23 protein-coding genes, 1 tRNA gene and 2 riboswitches are annotated in these 24,908 nt (G+C 60.4%); of the genes, 6 read left to right on the top strand and 18 right to left on the bottom strand.

Annotation, left to right across the window (positions count from 1 at the left end):
• Nucleotides 1-6: 6 nt before the first annotated feature.
• Nucleotides 7-82: transfer RNA gene (locus IEV40_RS07780), tRNA-Ala, on the bottom strand.
• Nucleotides 83-147: 65 nt separating this feature from the next.
• Nucleotides 148-1,551, bottom strand: a complete 1,404-nt coding sequence (gene gltX / locus IEV40_RS07775) for a glutamate--tRNA ligase (RefSeq protein ID WP_188420417.1) — start codon at nucleotides 1,549-1,551, stop codon at nucleotides 148-150.
• A 183-nt stretch (nucleotides 1,552-1,734) separates the two neighbouring features.
• Here gltX and metG point away from each other — a divergent pair, with 183 nt between their 5' ends.
• Nucleotides 1,735-3,861 carry a methionine--tRNA ligase gene (gene metG, locus IEV40_RS07770; RefSeq protein WP_188420416.1) on the top strand — a complete coding sequence of 709 codons (2,127 nt, stop codon included), beginning with the start codon at nucleotides 1,735-1,737 and terminating at the stop codon, nucleotides 3,859-3,861.
• 33 nt (nucleotides 3,862-3,894) lie between these two features.
• Complete coding sequence (locus tag IEV40_RS07765; RefSeq protein ID WP_188420415.1) at nucleotides 3,895-4,374, top strand: GNAT family N-acetyltransferase; 480 nt, start codon at nucleotides 3,895-3,897, stop codon at nucleotides 4,372-4,374.
• 40 nt (nucleotides 4,375-4,414) lie between these two features.
• Here IEV40_RS07765 and IEV40_RS07760 read toward each other — a convergent pair whose 3' ends face one another.
• On the bottom strand, nucleotides 4,415-4,909 hold the full coding sequence (locus IEV40_RS07760) for an outer membrane protein assembly factor BamE (protein WP_188420414.1): 495 nt from the start codon (nucleotides 4,907-4,909) through the stop codon (nucleotides 4,415-4,417).
• Between the two features lie 121 nt (nucleotides 4,910-5,030).
• Between IEV40_RS07760 and IEV40_RS07755 the strand changes: the two genes are divergently transcribed.
• From IEV40_RS07755 to panC, 3 genes are all read left to right on the top strand, one after another.
• Nucleotides 5,031-5,240, top strand: a complete 210-nt coding sequence (locus tag IEV40_RS07755) for a DUF3460 family protein (protein ID WP_188420413.1) — start codon at nucleotides 5,031-5,033, stop codon at nucleotides 5,238-5,240.
• 34 nt (nucleotides 5,241-5,274) lie between these two features.
• Nucleotides 5,275-6,132, top strand: coding sequence for a segregation and condensation protein A (locus IEV40_RS07750; RefSeq protein ID WP_371870050.1), 858 nt, complete (start codon nucleotides 5,275-5,277; stop codon nucleotides 6,130-6,132).
• Between the two features lie 66 nt (nucleotides 6,133-6,198).
• Nucleotides 6,199-7,038, top strand: a complete 840-nt coding sequence (gene panC / locus IEV40_RS07745) for a pantoate--beta-alanine ligase (protein WP_188420411.1) — start codon at nucleotides 6,199-6,201, stop codon at nucleotides 7,036-7,038.
• 72 nt (nucleotides 7,039-7,110) lie between these two features.
• On the opposite strand, the gene IEV40_RS07740 is transcribed toward panC, so the two are convergent.
• The 12 genes from IEV40_RS07740 to IEV40_RS07685 all read right to left on the bottom strand — a co-directional run bounded on the left by IEV40_RS07740 (nucleotide 7,111) and on the right by IEV40_RS07685 (nucleotide 20,919).
• Complete coding sequence (locus tag IEV40_RS07740) at nucleotides 7,111-7,731, bottom strand: ParA family protein (RefSeq protein WP_188420410.1); 621 nt, start codon at nucleotides 7,729-7,731, stop codon at nucleotides 7,111-7,113.
• A 121-nt stretch (nucleotides 7,732-7,852) separates the two neighbouring features.
• Complete coding sequence (locus IEV40_RS07735) at nucleotides 7,853-9,304, bottom strand: cobyric acid synthase (RefSeq protein ID WP_188421137.1); 1,452 nt, start codon at nucleotides 9,302-9,304, stop codon at nucleotides 7,853-7,855.
• 57 nt (nucleotides 9,305-9,361) lie between these two features.
• Nucleotides 9,362-10,267 carry a cobalamin-binding protein gene (locus IEV40_RS07730; RefSeq protein ID WP_188420409.1) on the bottom strand — a complete coding sequence of 302 codons (906 nt, stop codon included), beginning with the start codon at nucleotides 10,265-10,267 and terminating at the stop codon, nucleotides 9,362-9,364.
• A complete protein-coding gene (gene cobD / locus IEV40_RS07725) occupies nucleotides 10,264-11,271 on the bottom strand; it encodes a threonine-phosphate decarboxylase CobD (protein WP_188420408.1) in 1,008 nt (335 codons plus the stop codon). The genes IEV40_RS07730 and cobD overlap by 4 nt, the downstream gene beginning before the upstream one ends.
• The gene (gene cbiB / locus IEV40_RS07720; protein WP_188420407.1) at nucleotides 11,264-12,205 is read right to left on the bottom strand and encodes an adenosylcobinamide-phosphate synthase CbiB; all 942 of its coding nucleotides are present in this window, start codon (nucleotides 12,203-12,205) and stop codon (nucleotides 11,264-11,266) included. The genes cobD and cbiB overlap by 8 nt, the downstream gene beginning before the upstream one ends.
• Nucleotide 12,206: 1 nt before the next feature.
• On the bottom strand, nucleotides 12,207-12,779 hold the full coding sequence (gene cobU / locus IEV40_RS07715) for a bifunctional adenosylcobinamide kinase/adenosylcobinamide-phosphate guanylyltransferase (protein WP_188420406.1): 573 nt from the start codon (nucleotides 12,777-12,779) through the stop codon (nucleotides 12,207-12,209).
• Nucleotides 12,776-14,098, bottom strand: a complete 1,323-nt coding sequence (locus tag IEV40_RS07710; protein WP_188420405.1) for a cobyrinic acid a,c-diamide synthase CobB — start codon at nucleotides 14,096-14,098, stop codon at nucleotides 12,776-12,778. Before IEV40_RS07710 ends, cobU begins: the two co-directional genes overlap by 4 nt.
• A gap of 2 nt (nucleotides 14,099-14,100) precedes the next feature.
• On the bottom strand, nucleotides 14,101-14,724 hold the full coding sequence (gene cobO / locus IEV40_RS07705; protein ID WP_188420404.1) for a cob(I)yrinic acid a,c-diamide adenosyltransferase: 624 nt from the start codon (nucleotides 14,722-14,724) through the stop codon (nucleotides 14,101-14,103).
• The gene (locus IEV40_RS07700; RefSeq protein ID WP_188420403.1) at nucleotides 14,717-15,490 is read right to left on the bottom strand and encodes an ABC transporter ATP-binding protein; all 774 of its coding nucleotides are present in this window, start codon (nucleotides 15,488-15,490) and stop codon (nucleotides 14,717-14,719) included. The genes cobO and IEV40_RS07700 overlap by 8 nt, the downstream gene beginning before the upstream one ends.
• The gene (locus IEV40_RS07695; RefSeq protein ID WP_229724018.1) at nucleotides 15,487-16,542 is read right to left on the bottom strand and encodes a FecCD family ABC transporter permease; all 1,056 of its coding nucleotides are present in this window, start codon (nucleotides 16,540-16,542) and stop codon (nucleotides 15,487-15,489) included. Before IEV40_RS07695 ends, IEV40_RS07700 begins: the two co-directional genes overlap by 4 nt.
• A 94-nt stretch (nucleotides 16,543-16,636) precedes the next feature.
• On the bottom strand, nucleotides 16,637-18,514 hold the full coding sequence (locus tag IEV40_RS07690) for a TonB-dependent receptor domain-containing protein (RefSeq protein ID WP_188420402.1): 1,878 nt from the start codon (nucleotides 18,512-18,514) through the stop codon (nucleotides 16,637-16,639).
• A gap of 150 nt (nucleotides 18,515-18,664) precedes the next feature.
• A riboswitch (cobalamin riboswitch) is annotated at nucleotides 18,665-18,887 on the bottom strand.
• A gap of 46 nt (nucleotides 18,888-18,933) precedes the next feature.
• Nucleotides 18,934-20,919, bottom strand: a complete 1,986-nt coding sequence (locus IEV40_RS07685) for a TonB-dependent receptor (protein ID WP_188420401.1) — start codon at nucleotides 20,917-20,919, stop codon at nucleotides 18,934-18,936.
• Between the two features lie 73 nt (nucleotides 20,920-20,992).
• A riboswitch (cobalamin riboswitch) is annotated at nucleotides 20,993-21,208 on the bottom strand.
• 77 nt (nucleotides 21,209-21,285) lie between these two features.
• Here IEV40_RS07685 and IEV40_RS07680 point away from each other — a divergent pair.
• Nucleotides 21,286-22,083 carry a BUD32 family EKC/KEOPS complex subunit gene (locus tag IEV40_RS07680; RefSeq protein ID WP_188420400.1) on the top strand — a complete coding sequence of 266 codons (798 nt, stop codon included), beginning with the start codon at nucleotides 21,286-21,288 and terminating at the stop codon, nucleotides 22,081-22,083.
• Nucleotides 22,084-22,087: 4 nt separating this feature from the next.
• Here IEV40_RS07680 and IEV40_RS07675 read toward each other — a convergent pair whose 3' ends face one another.
• Genes IEV40_RS07675 through cobT form a run of 3 tightly spaced genes read right to left on the bottom strand, consistent with a single transcriptional unit; the run spans nucleotide 22,088 to nucleotide 24,521 of the window.
• On the bottom strand, nucleotides 22,088-22,642 hold the full coding sequence (locus IEV40_RS07675; RefSeq protein ID WP_188420399.1) for a histidine phosphatase family protein: 555 nt from the start codon (nucleotides 22,640-22,642) through the stop codon (nucleotides 22,088-22,090).
• 8 nt (nucleotides 22,643-22,650) lie between these two features.
• On the bottom strand, nucleotides 22,651-23,472 hold the full coding sequence (locus IEV40_RS07670; RefSeq protein WP_188420398.1) for an adenosylcobinamide-GDP ribazoletransferase: 822 nt from the start codon (nucleotides 23,470-23,472) through the stop codon (nucleotides 22,651-22,653).
• Nucleotides 23,469-24,521, bottom strand: coding sequence for a nicotinate-nucleotide--dimethylbenzimidazole phosphoribosyltransferase (cobT, locus tag IEV40_RS07665; RefSeq protein ID WP_188420397.1), 1,053 nt, complete (start codon nucleotides 24,519-24,521; stop codon nucleotides 23,469-23,471). The genes IEV40_RS07670 and cobT overlap by 4 nt, the downstream gene beginning before the upstream one ends.
• Between the last annotated feature and the right edge of the window lie 387 nt (nucleotides 24,522-24,908).

Below are 24,908 nucleotides of genomic sequence, written 5' to 3'. Positions count from 1 at the left end.
ATTCGGTGGTGGAGATAAGCGGGATCGAACCGCTGACCTCTTGCATGCCATGCAAGCGCTCTCCCAGCTGAGCTATACCCCCTCGAGTGCAGAAGCGAGATTATGCAGATGTTTCCCGCTCTTGTAAATACCCTTTAGAAAAATTTCTCAAAGATATTTCTGCATGCGTGCCTGCACCACGTTGCGATCGAACAAGGCGATGACTGCATCGATCGACGGTGTCTGCAACTGACCGGTAATCAGCAAACGCAGCGGCATCGCCAGTTGCGGCATCTTCAGTTTGTGCGCGGCCAGCGTTTCCTTCAATGCAGCAGACACGGCGTCCTTGTTCCACTCGATTGATTGCAATTGCGTCGCGAACTGCGCAAGTGCCGGCTTGACCGCATCGGTGACATGCTGCGCCAGCAGCGCTGCATCCGGTGCAGGCTGGCGATAGAACAGCATCGCAGCGACAGCCAGTTCGTTGACCGTATTGAAGCGATCCTTCATCAGCGCGATCACCGCTTGCAACTCGGGGGCGCCATCGAACTGCGCGCCATGTTCCGTCATCAGCGGACGCGCCAGATCGGCAAGACGTCCATTGTCGGCCTGCTTGATATAGTGATTGTTCAGCCAGTCGAATTTTTCGAAGTTGAATTGCGCTGGCGATTTCGTCAGATGATCGAGATCGAACCATTGGACGAACTGTTCGATCGAGAAAATTTCGTCGTCACCGTGGCTCCAACCCAGGCGCGCCAGATAGTTCAGCATCGCTTCCGGCAGATAACCTTGTGCCGGATAGTCCATCACGCTGACTGCGCCGTGGCGCTTGGACAGCTTCTGGCCATCGGTGCCATGGATCATCGGCAGGTGCCCGTATTGCGGCAATTCCGCACCGAGCGCGCGCAGGATGTTGATCTGGCGCGGCGTGTTGTTGACGTGATCGTCGCCGCGGATCACGTGCGTGATTTTCATGTCCCAGTCGTCGATGGCAACGCAGAAATTGTAGGTCGGCGTGCCGTCGCTGCGCGCGATGATCAGGTCGTCCATCTCGCGGTTGGCGATCGTGATCGTGCCCTTAACGACGTCGTCCCACGTGACTTCACCGTCGACCGGATTGCGGAAACGCACGACCGGCTTGCGGCCTTCCGGGATCGCCGGCAAGGTCTTGCCTTCTTCCGGACGCCAGGTGCCGTCGTAGCGCGGCTTCTCGCCGATCGCACGCTGGCGTTCGCGCATCGCCTCGACTTCTTCCGGCGTGCAATAGCAGTGATAGGCGCTGCCGTCGGCCAGCATCTGCGCGATCACTTCGCGATAACGATCCATCCGCTGCATTTGGTAAAACGGGCCTTCGTCATGCTGCAGGCCCAGCCAGTTCATGCCATCGATAATGGCCTGTACCGCTTCCGGCGTCGAACGTTCGAGATCGGTATCCTCGATGCGCAAGATGAATTGGCCGCCGAAGTGGCGGGCATAGGCCCAGGAAAACAGCGCGGTGCGCGCGCCGCCAACGTGGAGATAGCCGGTCGGGCTGGGAGCGAAGCGGGTACGAATCGGGGTGCGAACGGTCATGAAATGAAAACGGCCCTGGGGTCGCCAAAGCCGTCCTGTAGCTACGATGGAAAGTCGCTATTCTAGCGCGCCGGCGCGCTTCCCCGCTACCTTGGCAGCTGCCCGCTCTGCCAAGGTCCGCGCCAAGCCGTCCGCGCTGCTAAAATGTCGCCTTTCCCCAAAATTTCCGTCCAGCATCACCTTATGAGCAATCCGTCGCCGCGCAAGCTGTTCGTCACCACCGCCCTTCCCTACGCCAATGGCGCCTTCCACATCGGCCACATCATGGAATACATCCAGGCCGATATCTGGGTGCGCTTCCAGCGCATGCAGGGCAATGCGGTGAACTTCGTCGGCGCCGACGATGCGCACGGTGCGCCGATCATGATCGCGGCGGAAAAAGCCGGCCTGACACCGCAGCAGTTCGTCGCCAACATCGCCGCCGGCCGCAAGCAGTATCTGGACGGTTTCCATATCGCGTTCGACAACTGGCATTCGACCGACGGCCCGGAAAATCACACGCTCGCCAAGCAGATCTATCTCGACCTGAAAAAGAACGGCCTGATCAAGACGCGCACGATCGAGCAGTTCTTCGATCCGGAAAAGAACATGTTCCTGCCGGACCGCTACATCAAGGGCCAATGCCCGAAATGCGGCGCGCAGGATCAATACGGCGACAACTGCGAAGTCTGCGGTGCGGTCTATGCGCCGACCGACCTGATCAATCCGTACTCGGCGCTGACCGGCGCCACACCGGTGCTGAAAAACTCGGATCACTTCTTCTTCATGCTGTCCGATCCGCGCAGCGTGGCCTTCCTCGAAGAATGGATTTCCGGCAACGACGTCGACGGCAAGCCGCACCTGCAGGCGGAGGTCGCCAACAAGGTCAAGGAATGGTTCACGGTACGCGACAACATCGACGGCTCGACCAGCGAAGGACTGAGCGATTGGGACATCTCGCGCGACGCACCCTACTTCGGTATCGAGATTCCGGACGCACCGGGCAAATATTTCTACGTGTGGCTGGACGCGCCGGTCGGCTATCTGGCCTCGCTGAAAAACCTGCTCGACAAGCGCGGCGAGAACTACGACGCCTACATGGCCGATCCAAAGCTGGAGCAGGTCCACTTCATCGGCAAGGACATCGTCAATTTCCATACGCTGTTCTGGCCGGCGATGCTGCACTTCAGCGGCCGCAAGACGCCGAACAAGGTGTTCGTGCACGGCTTCCTGACCGTCAACAACGGCGAGAAGATGAGCAAGAGCCGCGGCACCGGCCTCGATCCGCTGAAGTACCTGAGCCTGGGCATGAATCCGGAATGGCTGCGCTACTACCTCGCCAACAAGCTGAGCGCGCGCAACGAAGACATCGATTTCAATCCGGAAGACTTCAGCGCGCGCGTCAACAGCGATCTGGTCGGCAAGTACGTCAACATCGCCAGCCGCGCAGCCGGTTTCATCACGAAGAAATTCGACGGCCGCGTGGCCACGACGTGGGCAACTGCCGACGATGCCTTCATCAACAAACTGCGCAACGCCGCGCCGGAAATCCAGTCGTTCTACGACCAGCGCGAATACGGCAAGGCGTTGCGCGCGATCATGGAACAGTGCGATGCGATCAACGTCTACGTCGATGCGAACAAGCCCTGGGAACTGGCGAAGAATCCGGACAACAACGCCAAGCTGCAGGAAGTCTGCAGCCGCTTGCTGGAAGCCTTCCGCATTCTCACGATCTACCTGAAGCCGGTGCTGCCGAACGTTGCACAGCAAGTCGAAGCATTGCTCAACATCGCGCCGCTGCAATGGAACGACGTCGCCACGCCGCTGCCGAACAATCATCAGGTCAACGCTTACGCGCACCTGATGACGCGTGTCGAACCGAAGATGCTGGATGCACTGTTCGAAATGCCGGCCGCAACGGAAACGAAAGCCGCGAGCGATACTGCCAACGCTGCCGATGCCGCAAAAACCGACATCGAACCGCTAGCCGACGAAATCAAGATCGACGATTTCGCCAAGGTCGACCTGCGCATCGCCAAGATCGTCAACTGCGAACACGTGGAAGGCTCGGACAAGCTGCTACGCCTGACGCTGGACGTCGGCGAAGGCCGCACACGTAACGTGTTCTCCGGCATCAAGTCGGCCTACAAGCCGGAAGACCTGGTCGGCAAGCTGACCGTGCTGGTCGCCAACCTCGCGCCGCGCAAGATGAAGTTCGGCATCTCGGAAGGCATGGTGCTGGCTGCATCGGCTGCCGATGAGAAGAAGAGTCCGGGCATCTACATCCTGAATCCGTGGCCCGGCGCCGAGCCGGGCATGCGTATCCGCTAAGCCGCGATAACGCATCGTCCCGACCGTTCCGCCATGCAGACTCAGATACGCGAAGCTACTCTCGAAGATGCGCAACTGATAGCCAGTCTCACGCGCGCGGCCTGGGCCAATCGCGTGGCCGTCACGTCCGGCGGGCATCGCGAAACGGCAAGCAGGGTCAGCCAGCATCTGCTGCACGGCGGCGCCTTCATCCTGCTGGCGGATGGCGAACCCATCGGTTCCGCGCGCTGGCTGCCGCGGGAAGACAATTCAGCCATCTGGGAAATGCTGCGCATCGGCGTGCTACCGGCCTTTCGCGGACTGGACCTGTCGCAACAACTGGTGGAAGCCATCATCCACCACGCCTACGTCAATGAAGTGGAAGAACTGCGGCTGGCGGTACGCCACGACCAGCCGCGCCTGCTCGATCTTTATTCGGCCTACGAATTCTCCGAAGCGCCGGAACTGGAATATGCACACGCCAATCCGATGGACCCGCCGCCGACCGTCATGCGGCGCATCCTGAAGAACTGATCAACCGATACTAACCACCGATGTACGGCGGTCTGCAGGATCAGCCGTGCACTTCCTCGGATTCCGATACGCGCACGACACGATTGCTGCTGCGGTCGAAATGCACGTTGAAGAATTTGTCCTCGCCCGGCGACGCCTGATAGCGCCAGTCCCAGACTTCTTCGTTCTTCAGCGGAAAATTCGCAACAGTGCGCGGCCTGCCCAGCTTGCGCCGCACTTCGTCACGCGTCATGCCCGGCGCGATCGTCGCGAAATTCTCCGGTGTCAGTACCTGCTTCCAGTCGTGCAGCACACCGCCCGCATCGACATCGACCATGAACGTGCGGTTACCCTCCGGCCCTTTCGGATATTCCAGCGTACGTGCGCCGTTTCCTTCCGGCCAGACTGCCGCCGGCTCGCCCATCGCCGCCCGCACGTCGGCTTCCGTGGAAACGCCTTTGGTCAATTTTTCCAGGCCGAAATCCTCGACCGGCCGGCAGCCGAACATCAACAGGCCGCACAGCAAGCCCGACACCGCACGCAGAAAGTTTTTCATGAAGGCTCCGCAGAATGAAACTGCCGTCAATTTGCCTGAATCACCCCGCCATCGCAACCGGCCGATTGGCGCAAAGACAAGGTAGAATAGCGGCTGTTTCCGTCCTGTTATCAAATCGACCATGTTCAGCAAACAGCACTATAACTACCAATCCGAAATCACCCAGTTCATCAACGATCTGAAGGAAAAGAACCCGAATCTGGAAGCCTCGCAACGCGCCGGCCGCTCGTTGCTATGGGACAAGGCGCCGCTCGATCTCGACCAGATGGATCGCAACAACGCGTCGCGCGTCAAGCAGCAAGCCTACGTCTACCAGAACAAAGTCCGCTGATTCGATGAGCGACGAGCGCAGCGGCGCACATCCGATGCTGGCGCAGATGCCTTCGAGCGCGCCGGACATCGAAGTCGCCGGCCAGCCGGATACGACGCCGGACGTCATCGATGGCGTCGCCTATGCGCGCCTGTACGGTGAGCCGCTGTTCAAGCTGCCGAACGACCTGTACATCCCGCCGGATGCGCTCGAAATCTTCCTCGAAGCCTTCGAAGGCCCGCTCGATCTGCTGCTCTACCTGATCCGCAAGCAGAACTTCAACATCCTCGACATCCCGATGGCGCAGGTCACGAAGCAGTATCTGCTGTATGTCGAGCAGATCCGCATGCGCAATCTGGAACTGGCAGCCGAGTATCTGTTGATGGCGGCGATGCTGATCGAGATCAAGTCGCGCATGCTGCTGCCGGTGCGCAAGGCCGATACCGGCGAGGAAGCGGAAGATCCGCGTGCCGAACTGGTTCGCCGCCTGCTCGAATACGAGCAGATGAAACTGGCGTCGCAGCAGCTGGACGCACTGCCGCAGCTCGGTCGCGATTATGTGCGCACGCAGGTCTACATCGAGCAAAACACCGTGGTGCGCTGGCCCGAGGTCAACATGGACGACCTGCAGGCTGCATGGGCCGACGTATTGCGCCGTGCCAAGCTGACTGCGCATCACACGATCACGCGTGAAGAACTGTCGGTGCGCGAGCACATGACGGCCATCCTGCGCCGGCTGCAGACCAGCAAGTTCGTCGAGTTCACCGATTTGTTCGATCCGTCGCGCGGCGTGCCGGTTGTCGTCGTCAACTTCGTTGCACTGCTGGAGCTCGGCAAGGAAACGCTGATCGAGATCACACAGGCAGAACCGTTCGCGCCCATCTACGTTCGTCTGGCCTACGCGCCGACCTGATTTTTCCTCACCCAGAATCTCGCGCCGACGGCGCATGCGCCCTATCAAGGTAATCAAGGCAGGTTTATGAAAATCATCTCTTCGATCGAGGAATTACGCGATCACTTGCGCGGCCAGTTGCGCACCGCTTTCGTGCCGACCATGGGCAATCTGCACGACGGCCATCTGTCGCTGATGAAGCTCGCGCGCAAGCATGGCGATCCGGTTGTCGCGTCGATTTTCGTCAACCGCCTGCAGTTCGGCCCGAACGAGGATTTCGACAAATACCCGCGCACCTTCCAGGCCGACGTCGAGAAACTGGAAAAGGAAGGCGTCTACATCCTGTTCGCGCCGACCGAGAAGGACATGTATCCGGAGCCGCAGGAATACCGCGTGCGTCCGCCCGACGATCTGGGCAATACGCTGGAAGGCGAATTCCGCCCCGGCTTCTTCACCGGTGTGACGACCGTGGTGCTGAAACTGCTGTCCTGCGTACAGCCGCGCGTGGCCGTGTTCGGCAAGAAGGATTACCAGCAGTTGATGATCGTGCGCAATATGTCCAAGCAGTTCGCGCTGCCGACCGAAATCATCGCCGCCGAAACCTTCCGCGCGGAAGATGGCCTGGCACTGTCGTCGCGCAACAGCTATCTTTCCGCCGACGAACGCGCCGAAGCGCCGACGCTGTACCGCGTGCTCAACGAAGTCGCCGACGAAGTACGCAGCGGCCATCTGGATGTGTCCGAACTGGAACGCAAGGCCATGGCCGAGCTGACGCAGCGCAACTGGAAACCGGATTACGTATCGATCCGCAAGCAATCCAATCTGCAACCGCCGGCCGCAGGCGACATGGCGCAGGGAGAAAAACTCGTGGTGCTGGCCGCCGCCAAACTGGGCAATACGCGGCTGATCGACAATCTGGAAATCTGATTTCCTGCAATACGTCTGGACGAAAAAAATGCCGCACATCGTGCGGCATTTTTCATTCCGGTCAGGCAGTGATCATTTTTCCGTCACCCAGCGCAGGATATCCTGCCACTGTTCGCGGTCCTTCTCGACGCGACCCGGCGCCACATCCCACAACGTCGCGCCATTGGCTGCAAGCTGCACATAATTCTGCGTGCTGCGCAGGAAGCCGAGCACCGGCAAACCCAACCCCTCGACGTAATTGGCCAGTTGTTCCGAAGCGCGCGTACGCACATCGACACGCATGCCGAGCACGCCGACATCGACCTTGCTCTTCTGCTTGCGGTCGGCCAGCTTCTGCAGGAAATCCTGCGTGGCGAGGATGTCGAACATCGAAGGCTGCAGCGGCACGATCACCTTGTCGGCGATGTCCATGACTTTTTCGAAGCGCTTGCCGCCGAAACCAGCCGGCGTATCCAGCACGATGTGCGTCGTACCCTTGGGCGGCTTGGCGACGTGGCCGTCCTCGATCTCCCACGGCTGGATAACAGGCAGCGCCGGCGAGCGCAGCTTCAGCCATGCGCGCGATGATTGCTGCACGTCGGTATCGCCCAGCATGACCTTGTGCCCTTGCGAGGCGAAATAGCCGGCGAGATTGGTGGCAAGCGTACTCTTGCCGACGCCGCCCTTCGGGTTGGCGATGACGATGACTGGCATGGCATTCTCCCTTTGCAAGATCAGCAAAAATCAGCGAAAACGGTGCAGCCCGGCGGGCCGCAATTGCAGAAGGGCAAGAATAGCATGTGCCGCCGGGCGGCGGCAGCCGGAAGGAGCGCCGTCAGCCGCGATCGCCGTATTCGCGCAAGGCCTGCAGCAGCGACCGTGCGGCATCGGCGATGCGATCCAGACTGGCCTCGCGCAAACGTGCAGTATCGACAGCCGCATCACCGTGCAAGCCGGCCCAGCGCAGCAGCGCATTGCAGGCGGCCGGCGTATCGAACACGCCGTGCAGATAGGTACCGAGTACGCGATCGTCGTCGGAACGCGCGCCTTCCGGCTTGTTTCCAACCGGATCGCCGCTCGTATTTTCGATGAAGAAAGCCGGCCTGCCGCGCGCCGCACCGTCTGATACGCCCATGTGGATTTCGTAGCCGCTCACGGCCGCATCGGCAAACGCGCAACGGCCACCGACCTGCTCCAGCCGTTTCTCCGCCGTCAGCACGGTATCGATATCCAGCAGTCCCAGCCCTTCGGATATGCCGGGCGCGCCTTCGACACCTTGCGGATCGGCCACCGTGCGACCCAGCATCTGGTAACCGCCACAGATACCGATCACCTTGCCGCCGTAGCGCAGGTGGCGTTGCAGCGCCTGCTCCCAGCCGTTGGCACGCAGCCAGTCGAGATCGCCGCGCGTGTGCTTGCTGCCAGGCAGAATGATCAGGTCGGCCGGCGAAATCGGCTGGCCGGGGCCGACCAGTTGCAGATCGACGCCCGGATGTGCACGTAGCGCATCGAAATCAGTATGGTTGCTGATGCGCGGCGGCACCGGCACGACGACACGGAAAGCACCGCGCGCCGCCTGTGTCTGTTCGACCGCATCTTCCGCATCAAGGAACAATCCGTGCAGATACGACAGCACGGCCAACACCGGCTTGCCGGTTTGCGCCTCCAGCCAATCCAGCCCCGGCTCCAATAGCGACAGATCGCCGCGAAAACGATTGATGACGAAACCGACGACGCGATTGCGTTCGCTCTCCGACAGGCAAGCCAGCGTGCCGACCAGATGGGCGAACACGCCGCCACGGTCGATGTCGGCAACGATGATCACCGGGCAATCGACCGCTTCGGCAAAACCCATGTTGGCGATGTCGCGCTCGCGCAGATTGATCTCGGCCGGGCTGCCTGCGCCTTCCACCAGCACGACGTCGTATTGCGCCGCGAGACGCCGATACGATTCCAGCACCGCCTGCATCGCCACCGGCTTGTAGGCGTGGTAGTCGCGCGCATTCATGTCGGCACGCGCCTTGCCGTGGATGACCACCTGCGCGCCAATGTCGCTGGACGGCTTCAGCAGGATCGGATTCATGTCGGTATGCGGCGCGATGCCGGCGGCAACCGCCTGCAGGGCCTGCGCGCGGCCGATCTCGCCGCCGTCGGCCGTCACCGCGCTGTTCAGCGCCATGTTCTGCGGTTTGAACGGCGCGACCTTCACACCTTCGCGCGCCAGCAGACGGCACAATGCAGCGACCAGCACGCTCTTGCCGGCATCCGACGTCGTGCCCTGCACCATCAGGGTCTTGAACGGAAAATTCGTGCCGCCGGTTTTCACCGCATCACTTTTCACTTGTTACCTTCCATCCACGCGGCGGCTGCGTGCCAGTTCCAGCTTTTCGCAGACGAAGGTCGCGCCATCGATCAGGCGCGGACCGGCGCGGTTCAGCAGATCGGCATCGATGGAAAACAGGTTGTCGCGCTTCACCGCCAGCAGATCGGGATACTGCTTCCAAATTTCCAGCCCCTGCGTCGTCTTGCGTTCGCCGGTGATCATGGCTTCGGGGTTTTCCAGCAGTACCGCTTCGGTGGAAACCGTCGGCGCGGTGACACCCAGACTGCCGAAAATGTTGACGCCGCCGCACAGGTGCAGCATGTCGCTGATGATGTGGCTGCCGTTGACCGTATAGATCGGCTTGCCCCAGACCTGATAGAAGGTACGCACCAGCGGGCGGTTGCCGTACTGTTTCTGCAATTGCGCCAGCCGTGCGCGCTCTTCATCAGCGATTTGCTCGGCCTGCCGTTCCGTGCCCATCAGCTTGCCGAGACGTGAAATGGAATCGGGAATATCGGCCAGCTTCTTCGGCTCGTTGTAGAAAAACGGAATACCCAGCTTGCGCAGGCTGTCGAGCTGGCGTTCGGAACTGCCGTGCAGCCACACGACCAGCAGATCGGGCTTCAGTGCAATCACGCGTTCGAGATCGATCTGCCGGTGATCGCCGACGCGCGGAATCTTCAGCGCTGCGGCCGGATAGTCGCTGTAGCCGACGGTGCCGACGATGCGATCTCCACCGCCGGCCGCGAAGATCAGTTCGGTCGCGTGCGGCGCCAGCGAAACGATGCGCTGCGCCGGTTTTTCCAGCACGACGGAATTGCCGGCATCATCCTTCACCGTGATGGCGGCAAAAGCCTGCGTCGCACACAGCGATGCGCTCAACGATACACACACCGCCACAGCGGCAGACAAGACATAAGGTTTCATGCATTTCCCTGTGAAGATTGCCAATCGGCCAGCGCATGCTGCAATCGCTGCCAGCCGGCTTCATCCGGCGGCAGGCCGAGACGCACGCCATGCGTAAACTGCCTGATCCAGATGCCGTGCCGTGCCATGCGATCGGCAAAGTCTGCCGCATGTTTTTCCGGCCAGTATTGATACAACGCACAACCGTTGGCGGCAATGCCGTGCGATGCCAGCAACGCGTGCAGCCGCGCCCCCTCTTCGCGCAGGCGATCGCACATCTGCGACTGCCATGCCGTATCCGTCAACGCCGCCGTGCCGATCTGCTGTGCCGGCCCGCTGACGGTCCACGGGCCAAGCATGTCGCGCAGGCGTGCCAGCAAATCCGCTTCTGCAGCGACAAATCCCAACCTCAGCCCCGCGAGTCCGAAGAACTTGCCGATGGAACGCAACACGATCAAACCGGGAAATTCTGCCGATGCTGCCGACGCCGTTAACGCTGCAATGCTCAACTCCGGCGTCACATCGCCGAATGCTTCATCGACGATCAACCAGCCGCCGCGTGCCGCCAATCGCTTCGCCCAATCGCGCAGGATTGCCGGCGCGACGCTCTCGCCGGTCGGATTATTTGGATTGCAGACGACCATCACGTCGCAATCGTCAACAACCGATGCAAGTTCCGCATACGGCAGTTCGCGCACCGTGTGGCCGTTCTGCTTCCAGTGATGCGCATGCTCGGCGTAGGCGATGGACGGCACGGTCACGCGCGACGGGCCGCGCAAACGCGGCAGCGCCTGAATTGCCGCCTGCGTACCGGCCACCGCCAGCAGCGGCGATGCGCCATAATATTTTTCTGCAGCCTGCAGCAGGAGCACATCCGTTTCCGGCAAGCGATGCCAGACGTCGGCCGCCAAGGCCGGCACCGGATAGGAATGCGGATTGATGCCGGTCGACAAATCCAGCCATGCTTCGCGCGGCCGGCCGTATCGCCTTACGGCATCGTCCAGATTGCCGCCATGATCAAGCACGGAACACTCCCGCAATGACGATGGCTCCAGCCCACAGGCAGGCCGTTGCCGATACCAGTCGCCATGCGCGCACGATATCGCTGCCCTCTGCTGCTGCCCCTGTGCCCAAGGGCGGGCGCTGTTCAATTTCACCGTGATAGACGGCTGCACCGCCCAGCAGGACGCCCAGCGCTCCCGCGCCGGCAGCCATCACCGGCCCCGCGTTCGGGCTGCTCCATGCCGGTGCCTGCGCACGCCAGCACTGCCATGCCTGCCGCGTATTGCCGAGCAAGGCATACGACAGCGCGGTCAATCGCGCCGGGATGAAGTTCAATGCGTCGTCGATACGCGCCGCCGTGCGGCCGAACATATCGAAGCGTGGCGTGCGATAGCCCCACATTGCATCTAGCGTGTTCGCCAGACGAAACAGCAAGGCACCGGGGCCGCCGGCAACGAGAAACCAGAACAGCGTGCCAAACACGGCATCGTTACCGTTCTCCAGCAGCGATTCGACGCCGGCTTTCGCCAGATCGGCTTCGTTGGCCTGCGCCGTGTCACGGCTGACAATGCGCGCCGTCAGCCTGCGCGCCCGCGGCAGATCGCCGACAGCCAGCGCACGCGCGATAGGCAACGCATGATCGCGCAGGCTGCGCAGACCGAGACTGAAATACAGCAGTGCCACATGCGCTATGCATGCCGCCAGCAATGACCATTTCGCCAATTGCGCCAGCGCCATCCACGCCAGTGCGGACGGCAACAGCACGGCGACGCACCATGCGCACAAGCCGCGCATGAAACACATGCCGCCTTTGTTCATGGCGCTTTCCAGCCGGCCCGCCGCATTGCCGAAACCGACCAGCGGATGCCAGCGCCGCATCTCGCCAAGCAGCCAATCCAGCAGCAGGCCCAACGGCAGCAGCAAGGCCAGCAGCGACAACGACAATCCCGCCAGCATCTCAGCCTTTCAATGCCAGCGGCAGGCCGGCAACGATCAGCCGCACGCGCTCGCAGCGAGTAGCGACATCCTGATTCAGGCGTCCCGCTTCGTCGACGAACCAGCGCGACACCGCGCCCATCGGCACAATGCCCTGCCCGACTTCATTCGTCACGAGGATCACATCGCCGGCAGCGTGCTCCAGCGCCTGCAACAGGCTGGCGCGTTCGCGCGCAAAGCAGTCCGGCGGCGCGATTGTGCCGATCTCGGGAAAATCGCCGCCTTCGGCGAACAGCAGATTCGACAGCCACACCGTCAGGCAATCGACCAGCACCAGCGTCTGCGCCGATGCATGCCGCGCAATCGCATCCCCCAGCATCAGCGGTTCTTCCACCGTCTGCCAGCTTGCATCGCGCCGGGCACGATGATGCGCGACGCGCTGTCGCATTTCATCGTCGCCGTCATCATTGCCGATCTGCGCCGTGGCGATATAGACGATCTGCTTGCCGGCCGACATGGCCGCCAGCGCCAGTTGCTCCGCGTGTGCACTCTTGCCCGAACGCGCACCGCCGATGAGAAGCGTGCGTGTCGTCATGGCGCTTCCGGCAGGAAAAGACGCGCCATCGCCGCCGGGCACGACGAGAAGTACGCGTGGAAATACGTGGCGGTCAATCCGTTGCTGCGATAGACGGCTTCGCCGGGCTGGCCGTTTTTCTGACGCACCGTTTTCGCGGTCGGCTCCGCCGATGTCTGCAGTATCGAATAATGGAAGGCATGGCCGCGCAATTCACCCTCCGGCAGTGTCAGCGACTGCATGCCGATACCGGCCAGCCGCGGCTGCATGACGACCTGCCCCGGCATCAGCCCGGCCATCGGCCATGCCTTGCCTTCCGCATCGGTCAGCGTATCGGCGATCACCATCATGCCGCCACATTCGGCGAGGATGGGCATACCGGCGGCATGCGCCGCCTGCACCGATGCGCGCCAGCGTTGCGCCGACGCCAGTTCTTTGCAATGCAGTTCCGGATAGCCGCCGGGAATATAGACCGCATCGGCATCGGCGGGAATCGGCTCGTCGGCGATCGGCGAGAAGAAACGCAATTCGGCTCCCGCTTCGCGCAGGCATTCGAGATTGGCCGGATAGACGAAAGCGAATGCGGCATCGCGCGCGATGGCGACCGTCTTGCCGGCAAGCAGACCCGGTTTACCCGGCGCATCGGATGCAAGCAGCGCATCGTCGAATGCGATCAGTGGAATCGCATTCCATGCGTCCATGTCCAGTTCAAGCTGTTCGGCCAGTTGATCCAGCACGCGGTCGACCTGTTCCACTTCTTCCGGCTGCACCAGACCCAGATGCCGCTCCGGCAGCGAAGTCTGCTGGCGTGGCAACGTCGCCAGCAGCGGCACGTTGGGCACATTGCGGATGCTTTCCGCCACCATCTGTGCATGCGATGTGCCGGCGACACGATTGACGATCACACCAGCCATATCGACCGGGCCGAACTGCTGCAAGCCGAGCACGACAGCGCCTGCCGTCTGCGCCATTTTCGACGCATCCAGCACGGCCACGACCGGCACACCGAATGCGCGCGCCAGATCGGCCGAAGAAGGATCGCCGTCGTACAACCCCATCACGCCTTCGATCAGAATCACATCTGCTTCGGCTGCGGCCTGCGCCAGCAGACGGCGGCATTGTTCGAGGCCGACCATCCACAGATCCAGCGCATAGACTTCCGCGCCGCTGGCACGCCGCAGGATCATCGGATCCAGATAATCGGGCCCGGTCTTGAAAACACGCACGCGCAGCCCCTCGCGTATCAGTCGACGCGCCAGCGCAGCCGTCGCCGTGGTCTTGCCCTGACCGGAAGCGACGGCGGAAACAAGGACCGTACGTGCAGCCGAAGCCTTTGCCACCGTCACCACTCCACGCCCTGCTGCGCCGCGATGCCGGCGGCAAACGCATGCTTGACCGGTTGCATCTCGGTGACGGTGTCTGCCACTTCAATCAATTCCGGCGGCGCGCCGCGACCGGTAATGACCACGTGCTGCATCGCCGGCCGCGCCTGCAGATCGGCGATCACCTGCTGCACGTCGAGGTATTTGTATTTCAATGCGATGTTCAGTTCGTCGAGAATCACCATGCCGATGGCCGGATCGCTCAGCAATGCCTGCGCGCGCTGCCAGGCGGCTTGCGCCTTTTCGACGTCGCGCGTGCGATCCTGCGTCTCCCACGTATAGCCTTCGCCCATCACATGGAAACTGACTTCGTCGGGAAAGCGACGGAAGAACTGTTCCTCGCCGGTCGGGATCGCGCCCTTGATGAATTGCACGATGCCGACCTTCATGCCGTGGCCAAGCGCACGCGCCACCATGCCGAAGGCGCTCGAACTTTTTCCCTTGCCGTTGCCGCAGGTGATGACGAGCACGCCGGCATTGCGCGTGGCCGCCGCGATCTTCTTGTCGACGACTTCCTTCTTGCGCGCCATCCGCGCGTTGTGCCGCTCGGTCAGACCGCCGTCTTTCGCTTGTTCGTTATCCATGATGTTCCTCTGCCGCCACGAACACGACGCGCTCGCCGTGCCGGACGATTTCTATGGGATGGCCAAGGCAGGCGCCGAGCAGTGCCGGCGTCAGCACGTCGCGCGCCGCACCCGCATGCCAGCTGCCGTCGCCCATCAGCAGCAACGCATGCGTCGCCACGCCATAGGCCAGATTCAGGTCATGGCTGACCATGACCGTCGATTTTTCTTGTTCCGCGCACAGCTTCGCCAGCAGGCGCATCACGCCGACCTGATGTGCGAGATCGAGCGCATTCGCCGGTTCGTCCAGCAGCATCAGCGGCGCATCCTGTGCCAGCACCGCGGCGATCGCCACGCGCTGACGTTCACCGCCGGACAGCGAACGCACATCGCGCTCGGCCAGCCCCTCGACATCCATGGAGGACAGCGCCGCACGCGCAGCCGCAAAATCGCTTTCCGATTCCCAGTACGCATCTTCGTGATACGGATGCCGCGCCGACAGCACGGTTTCGATCACGCGGTAGCCGAATGCATCGCTGCGCCCCTGCGGCAGATAGGCGCGTTCGCGTGCCAGCGCCGCTAGCGGCCAGTCGGCCAATGCCTTGTCCTGCAGCAGAACCTGCCCGCCATCGGCATCACGCAGCCCGGCCAGCGTGCGCAACAGCGTGCTCTTGCCCGCGCCGTTGCGGCCGATCACGCACCAGCATTCGCCGGGCGCGATCTGCCAATTCAGCGATTCGACCAGGGTGCGGCCGGCTACGCGCAGTTGCAGTTTTTCCGCTCTCATCCGCGCCTCCGCAACTGGTGCAATTGCAACAGGAAGAGCGGCACGCCGATCATCGCCGTAATGACACCGACCGGCAGTTGCTGCGGCGCCAGCACCGTGCGCGCCAGCGTATCGGCCAGCACGAGAAAACTGCCGCCGACCAGTGCCGATGCCGGCAACAGCAGGCGATGATCCGGTCCCAGTATGAAGCGGCAGGCATGCGGCACGATCAGGCCGACGAAACCGATGCTGCCGGCATTGCTGACTGCACTTGCCGTCAACAGCGCACTGCAGACGAACAGACCGCGCCGGCATGCCGCCACGTTCACACCCAGCGTCAATGCGTTTTCCGCGTGCAATGCCATCATGTTGATCGCGCGCGCCATGCGTACGGCAAAGGCCGATGCACCGATCAGCACAATCCACGGCAGCCAGCGGAACGAAGAACCGGACAGATCGCCGATCAGCCAGAACACCATGCCGCGCAGCCGGTTTTCCGGTGCGATCGACAGCATCAGCGCAACCAGCGCGCCGCAGCCCGAAGCGAGGATGACGCCGGTCAGCAGCAGCAACGGCGCACTGCCTTCCGGATGCGGCGCGCTGCGCAGATCGCGGCGCGCCAGGACATACAGGAGAAATGCGATCATCAGCGCACCGGCAAAGGCCGCGGCATCGACCATCCATGCCGTTGCCACCAGCATCAGCGACAGCAAGGCACCGACCGCCGCACCGCCGGATACGCCCAGCACATAAGGCTCTGCCAATGGATTACGCAGCAGCGCCTGCATCATGACGCCAGCCAGCGCCAGCGATGCACCGGTCGCAAAGGCGGACAGCGCACGGCCGAAACGCAGCTCGACCAGCGTTGTCGCCAGCGATCCCGTATCGCCGTGCAGCGTATCGCGTACCGCACCGAGCAGGTCGGCGGGCGTCAATGCAACGGAACCGATGGCGCATGCCAACAACAGGCTGAGCAATGCCAACGCAGACAGCAACGACAGCACGCGCCATGCACGCGCACGGCGCGGCATTTCCCATGCCGTCGTCGATCGTTGATGCAAAGCCGTTTTCATCGTTGCCTGTTCATTCCTTAAAAAGACAGATGCGGCACGGTCCGAAAACCGCGCCGCATAGTCGTCCACCTATATGTCGTTATCTGCCTTTGTATTACTGGAATCCGTAACGCACGCCGACAAATACGTTCGATCCCGGCGTTTCATAGCCGTAGGCGAGCGTGTAATCCTTGTTCGTCACGTTGTTCCAGCGTCCGAACAACTGCCAATTATCGGTCAGATCGTAGGTGGCGTGGAGATTCAGCAGGGTGTAGCCGCCGAGACGTTTTTTCTCCGTGTTCTTGTCATCGTCGTAACGGTATCCCGAAAAGAAGACATCGCTGCCCACCGTCCAGGCGCCCGAAGCGTAATCGAGGCTGATGCTGCCATGCGAACGTGCGCGGCGTGCCAGCAGCGTATCGTTCGTTTCATTGCGCGGATCCTGCAGGTCCAACGTCCCATGCAAGGCAAAATTGCCGAATCGCGTTCCGGCAGCAAGCGAAAGCCCGGACAAGACGGCATCCTCGACGTTGTAATAGCAGTTGCCGGCGCCGGTGATGGGACATGGCTTGACCGTCACCAGCATATCCGTCAGGTGATTACGGTAATAAACCGCGCTGAAATCCGTACGTCCATCGTCATAGTAAATACCGATTTCGGCATTTTTTCCCTTTTCAGGTTTGGCATCCAGATTGCCGTATCCCGGGTAGTACAGATCATTGAAAGTCGGCGCACGGAAACTCGTTCCCACGCTGCCATTGACGCGCCAAGCCTGCGTCAGGTGATAACCGTAACCCAAGCTTCCCGTCACCTGCGAGCCGTAGATGGAATTATCGTCATAACGGATGCCGGCGCTGCCGATATGATTGCCGCGCTTCATCTGGTAAGCGACTGCGAGCGAATCCGTATCGCGATCCTGATTCTCGTCCGCGCTTAATGCTGCCTCTTCATGTAAATGTTCGGCAACGATCTGCAGCAGATCCGTTCCCAGGGCGATGTCGTTCTGCCAGGTATAACGATCCTGCTGCGATTCGATCACCGAAGCTTTCGGCGAGGTATAGGTTCGGCTCTTGTCTTCATTGCGCGATACCTGGAACAGGCTTGTCCAATTATCGGTAATACGGTTACGGGTATACACCGAGTACACGTCGACTTCGCTGATCAGGTGCGGGTTATAGTTCTTTGCCAGCGAAGTATCGTATTCGCCGTCGTTGCGGCTGCTAAGGAAACTCGCACCGATCTCCTGCCCTTTCGCCAATTCCATCGACAACGATCCGCTGGCGCTGCGCTTGCTGTAACCATCGTCGTCCGGATCGAAGCTTTTGCCGACCAGCTTGTTGGTGGAGCTGAAACCGCGCGATTCCTCGCGCGAAGCGTTGAAGGCGTATCGCAGGACATGATCGCCCTGCGTAGAACCATACACACCGGCCGTCAATACTTCCTCCCCATAGCTGCCGGCCCCTGCCGAAAAGGTCGGATGCGGCTTGCCGTCGCCTTTCTTCGTGAAAATCTGGATCACACCGCCAACCGCATCTGCGCCATACAGCACAGCCATCGGCCCCAACACGATTTCGATATGATCGATCTGCGACAGCGGGATCGCCGACCAAGTCGGCTCGCCGGACGTCGACGAAAAACTGCGCACGCCATCGATCAGCAGCAATGTCTGCTTGCTCGTACCGCCGCGAATCGCAACAGTCGCACTGTTGCCGGCGCCACCGTTGCGGGTAATTTCAACGCTGCGCTGCGTCTGCAGCAAATCGATCAGCGAAGTCTGTCCGGATTGCGCGATGTCTTCGGACGTAATAACAACGTGGTCGGCGATAACGTCGCCGGCCTTCTGCGCAGTACGCGCAGCAGTCACGATCACGGGTTCAAGGGATTGCGTGGAAGTCTGCGCATGAGACGCAGGCGTAAAAGCGGCGGCAATGCCGGCGGCGATCGCGAGCGGACGCAATGCCGTCGCTGCATGCCGCAATGCGGATGAAGTCATGATGATGTTTCGAATGGATACACACCGCTCTGCCTCCCCGCAGAACGGATCGAACGGAAATGCCAAACGAGGATGAACAACAAGGAACAGACGATCGGAGCCGAGGGGCCGGGATGTACATGAACCGCGTTGCGAAGATCCCCGTTCGCAGCATTTCCACCTGTTCTGGCCGGTATCCGGGCTAGCAAGCATGATCGTCCGGCCTTCCCATGCGCGATGGCACAGTGGCGAGAAGGACGATCTGTCACGAATGTGGCGCTTGATTACCGTTGCGGGGGCAGCACACGTCAGCCGTCAAAACATCAGGCCTCGTGTTTCCCGTTTAACTGCCAGCATGAGCATGCCGGCGGGCACCAGAAACTGGGCGGTATTGTAAAAGGCGCGGGGCATTACCGCAACCACGCTCGACTTTACGTTGATCAGAAATCCATGCGGGCAGTAAAACGAACTGTGCGTCCCGGATCAGGATAAATGCTGCTACGGCAACCAAATGCCTGCGTAAAATAATCCCGGTCCGTCAGATTTGTACCGCTAACCGCCAATTCCCAAGCGCCAATCCGTTTCGCATAACGTGCATCCAATGTCACGAACGACGGGATGCGTGCGCTGCAGGTATTGGTGAAATCGCTGCCGTAACGCTGTGAATCCACCCATTGCAAGCCGACATCGGCAGATTGCCCATTTCCCGGCAACCAATTCATCCTGAAAGTGGCGATATTCTTGGGCACCAACACCATTTCCTTGCCATCGTTGGGGCCGGAACGAAATTTTGCCGACACATGTTGCAACACGGCAGACATCGTCACATCCGAAGTGATGCGTGTGCTGGCTTCGATTTCCAGTCCTTGGCGGCGAGTCGGATCCAAATTCACGTTCGCACCGAGACCGCCGAATCCATTCACGTTGGGAATTGTCGGATCATAAAAAATTTCATCCCGAAGGTCGTGACGGAATACGCGCGCAGTCAACTTGTGATCCTTGTTGCCAAAGGATGCGCCCAGTTCCGCATCATTAGAGCGTTGCGGTGTCAGTGGCTCATTGTTGGGCGAGAACGTATATTCATCGATGTTCGCAACACGATAACTTCTTCCCACTTTCGCAAACAAATTGATTATCGACGTCAAATCATAGCTGCCTTGAAGATCCCAAGCATTGAGTGAAAAAGAACGGTCGTACTCCGAAAAACTAAATGACAAAGGATCAGAAAAGTCCTGATCGAATCGCTCATGCCTCACTCCGAACGCGATACGAGCCTTGCTGAAACGCACTTCGTCGCGCAAATACAATGCGATGGATTCCTGCGAACCATCTGCATTGGAATAATCACTTTTTGTTTTGCGATCAGCATTCTGGAAATCCATACCAGCAACAAATTCGTTCGTCACGCCAGAGAATGCGGATGTATAGCGAAGGCGTGGAGAAAACTGCGTCACCGTCGACTCCATACGTGAGCGAGAGGCAGGAGCGGTACCGTAGGTATAGCTGGATGTCGAGGTCTTTTCCCTATAAGACAGGTCGGCTGCCAATTGCAACTGTCCTAATTTTTTCTCGCCATACAGGGTATAACGGTCCGAATCTAGTGTTCCCTTGTCATAAGGCGTATTCGTCTGACGTGGATCGTCTCGATATTCATCGTATGTCAACGAGCCGGGAAGCCCGAAATCTTCGCGCGCCGCCTCAACGCGAAATCCCACACGCGTGTCGGCAGAAGCCCACTGCAATCCGCCGCTGAAATTGTCTTGTCTGAGTTCGTTATTGTCGCGGTAATTATCCGTACGCAAGGAACCAAGATTGGCATCGAAAGAAAAGCCATCCCACCCTTTGTTCAAGGACGCGCGTAATTCTTCCTGCCCACGATTTCCGACTGCAGCGACAACCGAACCATGTGTTCCCTGAGTTGCACCACGCTTTGTAATGATCTGTATCGTGCCGCCAGTGGCTCCATCGCCATACAGTACGCTACTGCCGCCGCGTACGATTTCGATACGTTCAACCGATTCGACAGGAATCGACGACAACATTGCCGGCTGTAATTCGTTTTCCGAAATACGAATACCGTCAACGAAAATGGCAATGTTCTGCTCGCTATTCGTACCGAATCCTCGCAAATCAAGCGAATAATCTGAAGTACCGCTGTAGTTTTGCCGTCCAAAGACACCACCAATTTTGCGAATCGCTTCATTGACATTGTTGATCCCGGCTTCGCGAATCTGTCCGGCAGTAATAACCGTCGCCCCAATGGGTGCAGCATCACTTTCAAAACGTGAGGCAGAAACTGTGACCTGTGGCAACGTTTGATCAGGGTCGGCTTGCGCTGCTGCAGGGATAGTATGGATAGCAGCTATGGAAAACAATACGAGCGCCTTGCATGCGACAGCATGACGATTTGATAAAGCGGATTTCATGATGTGGTTTTGGCAAAGAAGGTATCGCCCTGCCTCCCCGCAGGTTCGATTCAATGAAGAGGCGAATCGAATTCGCATCTTCCCCATCCTGGCCGGTATCCGGGCTATCAAGCATCATCGTCCGGCCTTCCCATGCGAACACAGTGGCGGTGAAGAACGATCTGTCGCAGCGCTTGCGACGCTTGATTACCGTTGCGGGGGCAGCACGCGTTAGCTTCAAAAGCCTCGCGTTTCCCGTTTAACTGCGGACAAGAACATGCCCGCGGGCACCAGAATCGGCGCCATTGTAGGCGTCGAGCCGGCCAGACGCAATGCCGCCGGCCCACGCTGGTCTATAATCGCGCCTTCCCTTTCCACATTCATTCCATGCTGACACCCGACCAGATTGCCGTGATCGAAGCCGATCTAGCACGCAGCCGCGCACGCACGCGCTTGCTGGATCTGGACGGCATGCCGGTCATCGTCAAGCAGCTGGAGGCGCAGCTGAAACACTGGGGCTATCCGGTGCTCGACGCGCTGGCGAGCCTGTTGCGCCAGCCGATGCTGCGCGCCGTGCCGGCGCCGGGCGGACGCGCGGCTCAGCAGATCGAAGTCGCCCGTTTGCGTACGCTGGCCGCGGCCGGCGTGCCGGTGCCGGAAGTGCTGCATGCAACGCCGCAATGGCTGGCGCTGTCCTGGGTCGGCGAGTTGACGCTGGATCAGTTGCTGCGCCGGCATCCCGATATCGGCCAGCGCTATTGGGAAAGCGGGCTGGAAGCGATCCTGGCGCTGCACCGGCTGGGCCAGACGGCGAGCCAGTGCTTCGCGCGCAACATGCTCTGGCACGAAGGAAAGATCAGCTTCATCGATTTCGAGGACGATCCGACGCAGACGATGCCGCTATCGTCGGCTCAGGCGCGCGACTGGATGCTGTACCTGCATTCGACGGCGTATATCGTGAAGATGGATCCGCAGCGCATAGCGGACATCATGCTGCGGCATCTGCGCAAGGATGACGACGAAGTGCGCCGTCAGGTGATCAGTGCAGCGAAGACGTTCGGCTGGCTGCGCATCCTGCCGGACCAGCGCAAGCCGTGGGGACGCGATGTGGTGGCGGTGCAGGCCGCCGCCCGCGTCATGCATCTGCTGGTCGCACAGGTCAGACGCATGCGCGTCGACCTGTAACGGCTCAACAGTCGACGACCAGCAATTCTCCGTAGCGAATCCGGTGCGGCTTCTGCGCCGCATACAGCGCCATTTCCGGCACCGACAAGCCATGTTCGCAGGCAGCCAGTAGACGAATGATGCCGGCATGGCAGACGACGATCGCATGTTCGAGCGCCATTTCTGACAACTCGTCACGAAAATTGCGTACGCGTTGCGCCACTTCCAGCACGCTTTCTCCACCGCCGGGGCGATAACCGGCCATGTCGCGCGTCCATGCATCGATATCGTCACGCGCAATGTCGTCCCACAAGCGCATTTCCCATTCGCCGAAATGCATTTCGGCCAGGCGATCGTCATAGCACGGTTGCGGGCATCCTAGTTCGCTTGCCAGCGCGTCGGCCAGACCGGTACAGCGCTGCAACGGGCTGGAAAACAGTTGCGCATTCTTCGGCAAGACCGGCAGCAACGATGCGCGCGCCGATGCCAATTCTTCCTCTTCCACCATCAGATCAGTGCGGCCATAGCAAGTATTGGCGGCAACGGACGGTCTGGGATGACGAACGAGGTAAAGATGCATGGCGAACCTCAGTAGACGGTGGCGGTCAGGACTCCGAGATAGAACGCGACTTCTGCAACCTGTTGCACGGCGCCCAGGCAATCGCCTGTATAGCCGCCGATGCGACGATCGAACAACCGTGCCAACCGATAGGATGCCGCCGCGGCCAGCACGACTCCGACGACGATGCCATCCCATGCGATCCAGCTTGTCAAACAACCAATCGTCGCGATCGGTAACAGCACGATGGCCGTCGCGATTCCGAATTCAGCGTTAGACATCTGCTCGGCGATTGGTTTCGCCTTGCCGTTCATCTTCGCGTATTCCATCTGCCATACCAGTGCAGAAGCCATCCAGCGCGACAGCGGGTGGCCGATCAGCAAGGCCGCCACCACCGTCGGCGGCGGCAGGCTGACCAGCGTGGTCGCCTTCAATGCCAGCATCATCATGATGCCGATGGCACCGTAGGCACCGATGCGTGAATCCTTCATGATTTCCAGCACGCGCTCGGCCGACGTGCCGCCGCCGAAACCGTCGCAGGTATCGGCAAACCCGTCTTCGTGAAAGGCGCCGGTCAGATAGATGCCGGCGATCATCGACAGCAACACGGCAATTGTCTGCGGCCACAGCAGCGTCGCGACGATGTAGACCAGCGAAGTAATCAGCGCCACCACGATGCCGACTGCCGGAAAGTAGCGCAAGGCCTGTTGCAGCCACTGCGGATCGAAGCCGATGCTGCGCGGCACGGGAATGCGTGTGAAAAATTGCAGCGCGATGCAGAACAGGCGCCACTGGTGCATGCAGCGGCCGCCTAAGCCGTTTTCGTTCTTCGGAAAATCTTCCTCGCTCATGCTGCCTGCCCGCTGACGTTTCCACTGACGCCTGCCGAATCGAAAGTCGCCATCTCGCAAAGGAAGTTGACTGCCGCCTGCAGCATCGGCAAAGCCAGCACACTGCCGGTTCCCTCTCCCAGCCGCAGGCCCATCTGCAGCACGGGTTCCGCGCCCAGCATTTCCAGCAGGCGACGATGCCCGTGCTCGTCCGAGCAATGCGCAAACACGCAGTAATCGAGGATCGCCGGCTGCAGTTTTGCCGCCACCAGCAAGGCGCTGGTGACGATGAAACCGTCGATCAGCAACACCTTGCGCTGCGCCGCTCCTTTCAACATCGCGCCGACCATCATCGCGATCTCGAATCCGCCGAAGCTTGCCAGCACATCCAGCGGCGCAAAACGATGTACCGCCGCATGGCGTGCCACGGCCTGTTGCACGACCTGCTGCTTGTGCAGCACGCCGGCTGCCGGCAAGCCGGTGCCGGCCCCTACGCAATCCGCTGCCGGCAGTTGCGTCAATGCATGCATGATGGCGGCAGCCGATGTCGTATTGCCGATGCCCATCTCGCCGAAACCCAATACGTTGCCGGCCAGGTTCGCTGCCAGTTCCGCGCCATGTTCCATCGCCTGTGCGCATTGCTGCGGCGTCATCGCCGCTTCCCGCGCGAAATTGCGCGTGCCATGCGCGACCTTGCGGTCCAGCAGGCCGGCCCGCGTGCCGAAATCATGATTGACGCCGGCATCGACGATATGCAGCGCACAACCGTTCTGGCGGGCGAACACATTGATGGCTGCGCCGCCTGCCAGAAAGTTTTCGACCATCTGCCAGGTCACGCTTTGCGGATAGGCCGAGATGCCCTCTTCCGTCACGCCGTGATCGCCGGCAAACACGATCAATGCCGGTTCCGCGACGCACGGTTGCGTCGTGCGCTGGATCAGGCCGATCCGATGCGCCATGCTTTCCAGCATGCCCAGGCTGCCGGGTGGTTTGGTTTTGTTGTCGATGGCGGCAGTCAACGCACGCGCCAGGGCATCGTCATGGATCGGTGAAATGGTCGGAATCGTCATGGGGTACGCGCAGCAGAAACTGCACGATCCTTGTCTGGGGAAATATGAACAATTCGTCAAGCAGACTGGCGAATTGCACAAAAGATTGCGGTCGGAAAAGAAGCAGCAGTGTATGCGTGAGGAAAATGGGCGTCAAACGGTCGTATGAGGCGCGACATTATCAACCGGATCACGATTTTGCTTATCGTCCGATCACAAGTGTTTTCGAGAATATTTCACGAAAATTCACAACTGTTGTCTGCCGTCGCCAACTTGCATCGATTGGCTATGCGTCCCTCTGAAATCTGGTTATTATTGCCCTGAATCAACTAGATAAAACACGGGGCGGCAGGCCCCGTTTCTCTCCGGCGGAAGGTATAGTCGATCATCGCCCAGCAACCATGCGGG

Source organism: Oxalicibacterium solurbis, assembly GCF_014635845.1.
GTDB lineage: Bacteria > Pseudomonadota > Gammaproteobacteria > Burkholderiales > Burkholderiaceae_D > Oxalicibacterium > Oxalicibacterium solurbis.
The sequence above is the reverse complement of the archived record's forward strand: the minus strand, read 5'-3'. Positions and strand labels throughout refer to the sequence as shown.

Bases quoted from the DNA above. Each gene is read 5' to 3' on its own strand.
- IEV40_RS07670 (WP_188420398.1), bottom strand. From the start codon at position 23,472: ATGAGCGAGGAAGATTTTCCGAAGAACGAAAACGGCTTAGGCGGCCGC.
- panC (WP_188420411.1), top strand. From the start codon at position 6,199: ATGAAAATCATCTCTTCGATCGAGGAATTACGCGATCACTTGCGCGGC.
- cobT (WP_188420397.1), bottom strand. From the start codon at position 24,521: ATGACGATTCCGACCATTTCACCGATCCATGACGATGCCCTGGCGCGT.
- cobU (WP_188420406.1), bottom strand. From the start codon at position 12,779: ATGACGACACGCACGCTTCTCATCGGCGGTGCGCGTTCGGGCAAGAGT.
- IEV40_RS07735 (WP_188421137.1), bottom strand. From the start codon at position 9,304: ATGGTGCAGGGCACGACGTCGGATGCCGGCAAGAGCGTGCTGGTCGCT.
- IEV40_RS07730 (WP_188420409.1), bottom strand. From the start codon at position 10,267: ATGAAACCTTATGTCTTGTCTGCCGCTGTGGCGGTGTGTGTATCGTTG.
- IEV40_RS07750 (WP_371870050.1), top strand. From the start codon at position 5,275: ATGCTGGCGCAGATGCCTTCGAGCGCGCCGGACATCGAAGTCGCCGGC.
- IEV40_RS07680 (WP_188420400.1), top strand. From the start codon at position 21,286: ATGCTGACACCCGACCAGATTGCCGTGATCGAAGCCGATCTAGCACGC.
- IEV40_RS07755 (WP_188420413.1), top strand. From the start codon at position 5,031: ATGTTCAGCAAACAGCACTATAACTACCAATCCGAAATCACCCAGTTC.
- IEV40_RS07690 (WP_188420402.1), bottom strand. From the start codon at position 18,514: ATGACTTCATCCGCATTGCGGCATGCAGCGACGGCATTGCGTCCGCTC.
- IEV40_RS07685 (WP_188420401.1), bottom strand. From the start codon at position 20,919: ATGAAATCCGCTTTATCAAATCGTCATGCTGTCGCATGCAAGGCGCTC.
- IEV40_RS07740 (WP_188420410.1), bottom strand. From the start codon at position 7,731: ATGCCAGTCATCGTCATCGCCAACCCGAAGGGCGGCGTCGGCAAGAGT.
- gltX (WP_188420417.1), bottom strand. From the start codon at position 1,551: ATGACCGTTCGCACCCCGATTCGTACCCGCTTCGCTCCCAGCCCGACC.
- cobO (WP_188420404.1), bottom strand. From the start codon at position 14,724: ATGGATAACGAACAAGCGAAAGACGGCGGTCTGACCGAGCGGCACAAC.
- metG (WP_188420416.1), top strand. From the start codon at position 1,735: ATGAGCAATCCGTCGCCGCGCAAGCTGTTCGTCACCACCGCCCTTCCC.
- IEV40_RS07675 (WP_188420399.1), bottom strand. From the start codon at position 22,642: ATGCATCTTTACCTCGTTCGTCATCCCAGACCGTCCGTTGCCGCCAAT.
- cbiB (WP_188420407.1), bottom strand. From the start codon at position 12,205: ATGCTGGCGGGATTGTCGTTGTCGCTGCTGGCCTTGCTGCTGCCGTTG.
- IEV40_RS07760 (WP_188420414.1), bottom strand. From the start codon at position 4,909: ATGAAAAACTTTCTGCGTGCGGTGTCGGGCTTGCTGTGCGGCCTGTTG.
- IEV40_RS07695 (WP_229724018.1), bottom strand. From the start codon at position 16,542: ATGAAAACGGCTTTGCATCAACGATCGACGACGGCATGGGAAATGCCG.
- IEV40_RS07700 (WP_188420403.1), bottom strand. From the start codon at position 15,490: ATGAGAGCGGAAAAACTGCAACTGCGCGTAGCCGGCCGCACCCTGGTC.
- IEV40_RS07765 (WP_188420415.1), top strand. From the start codon at position 3,895: ATGCAGACTCAGATACGCGAAGCTACTCTCGAAGATGCGCAACTGATA.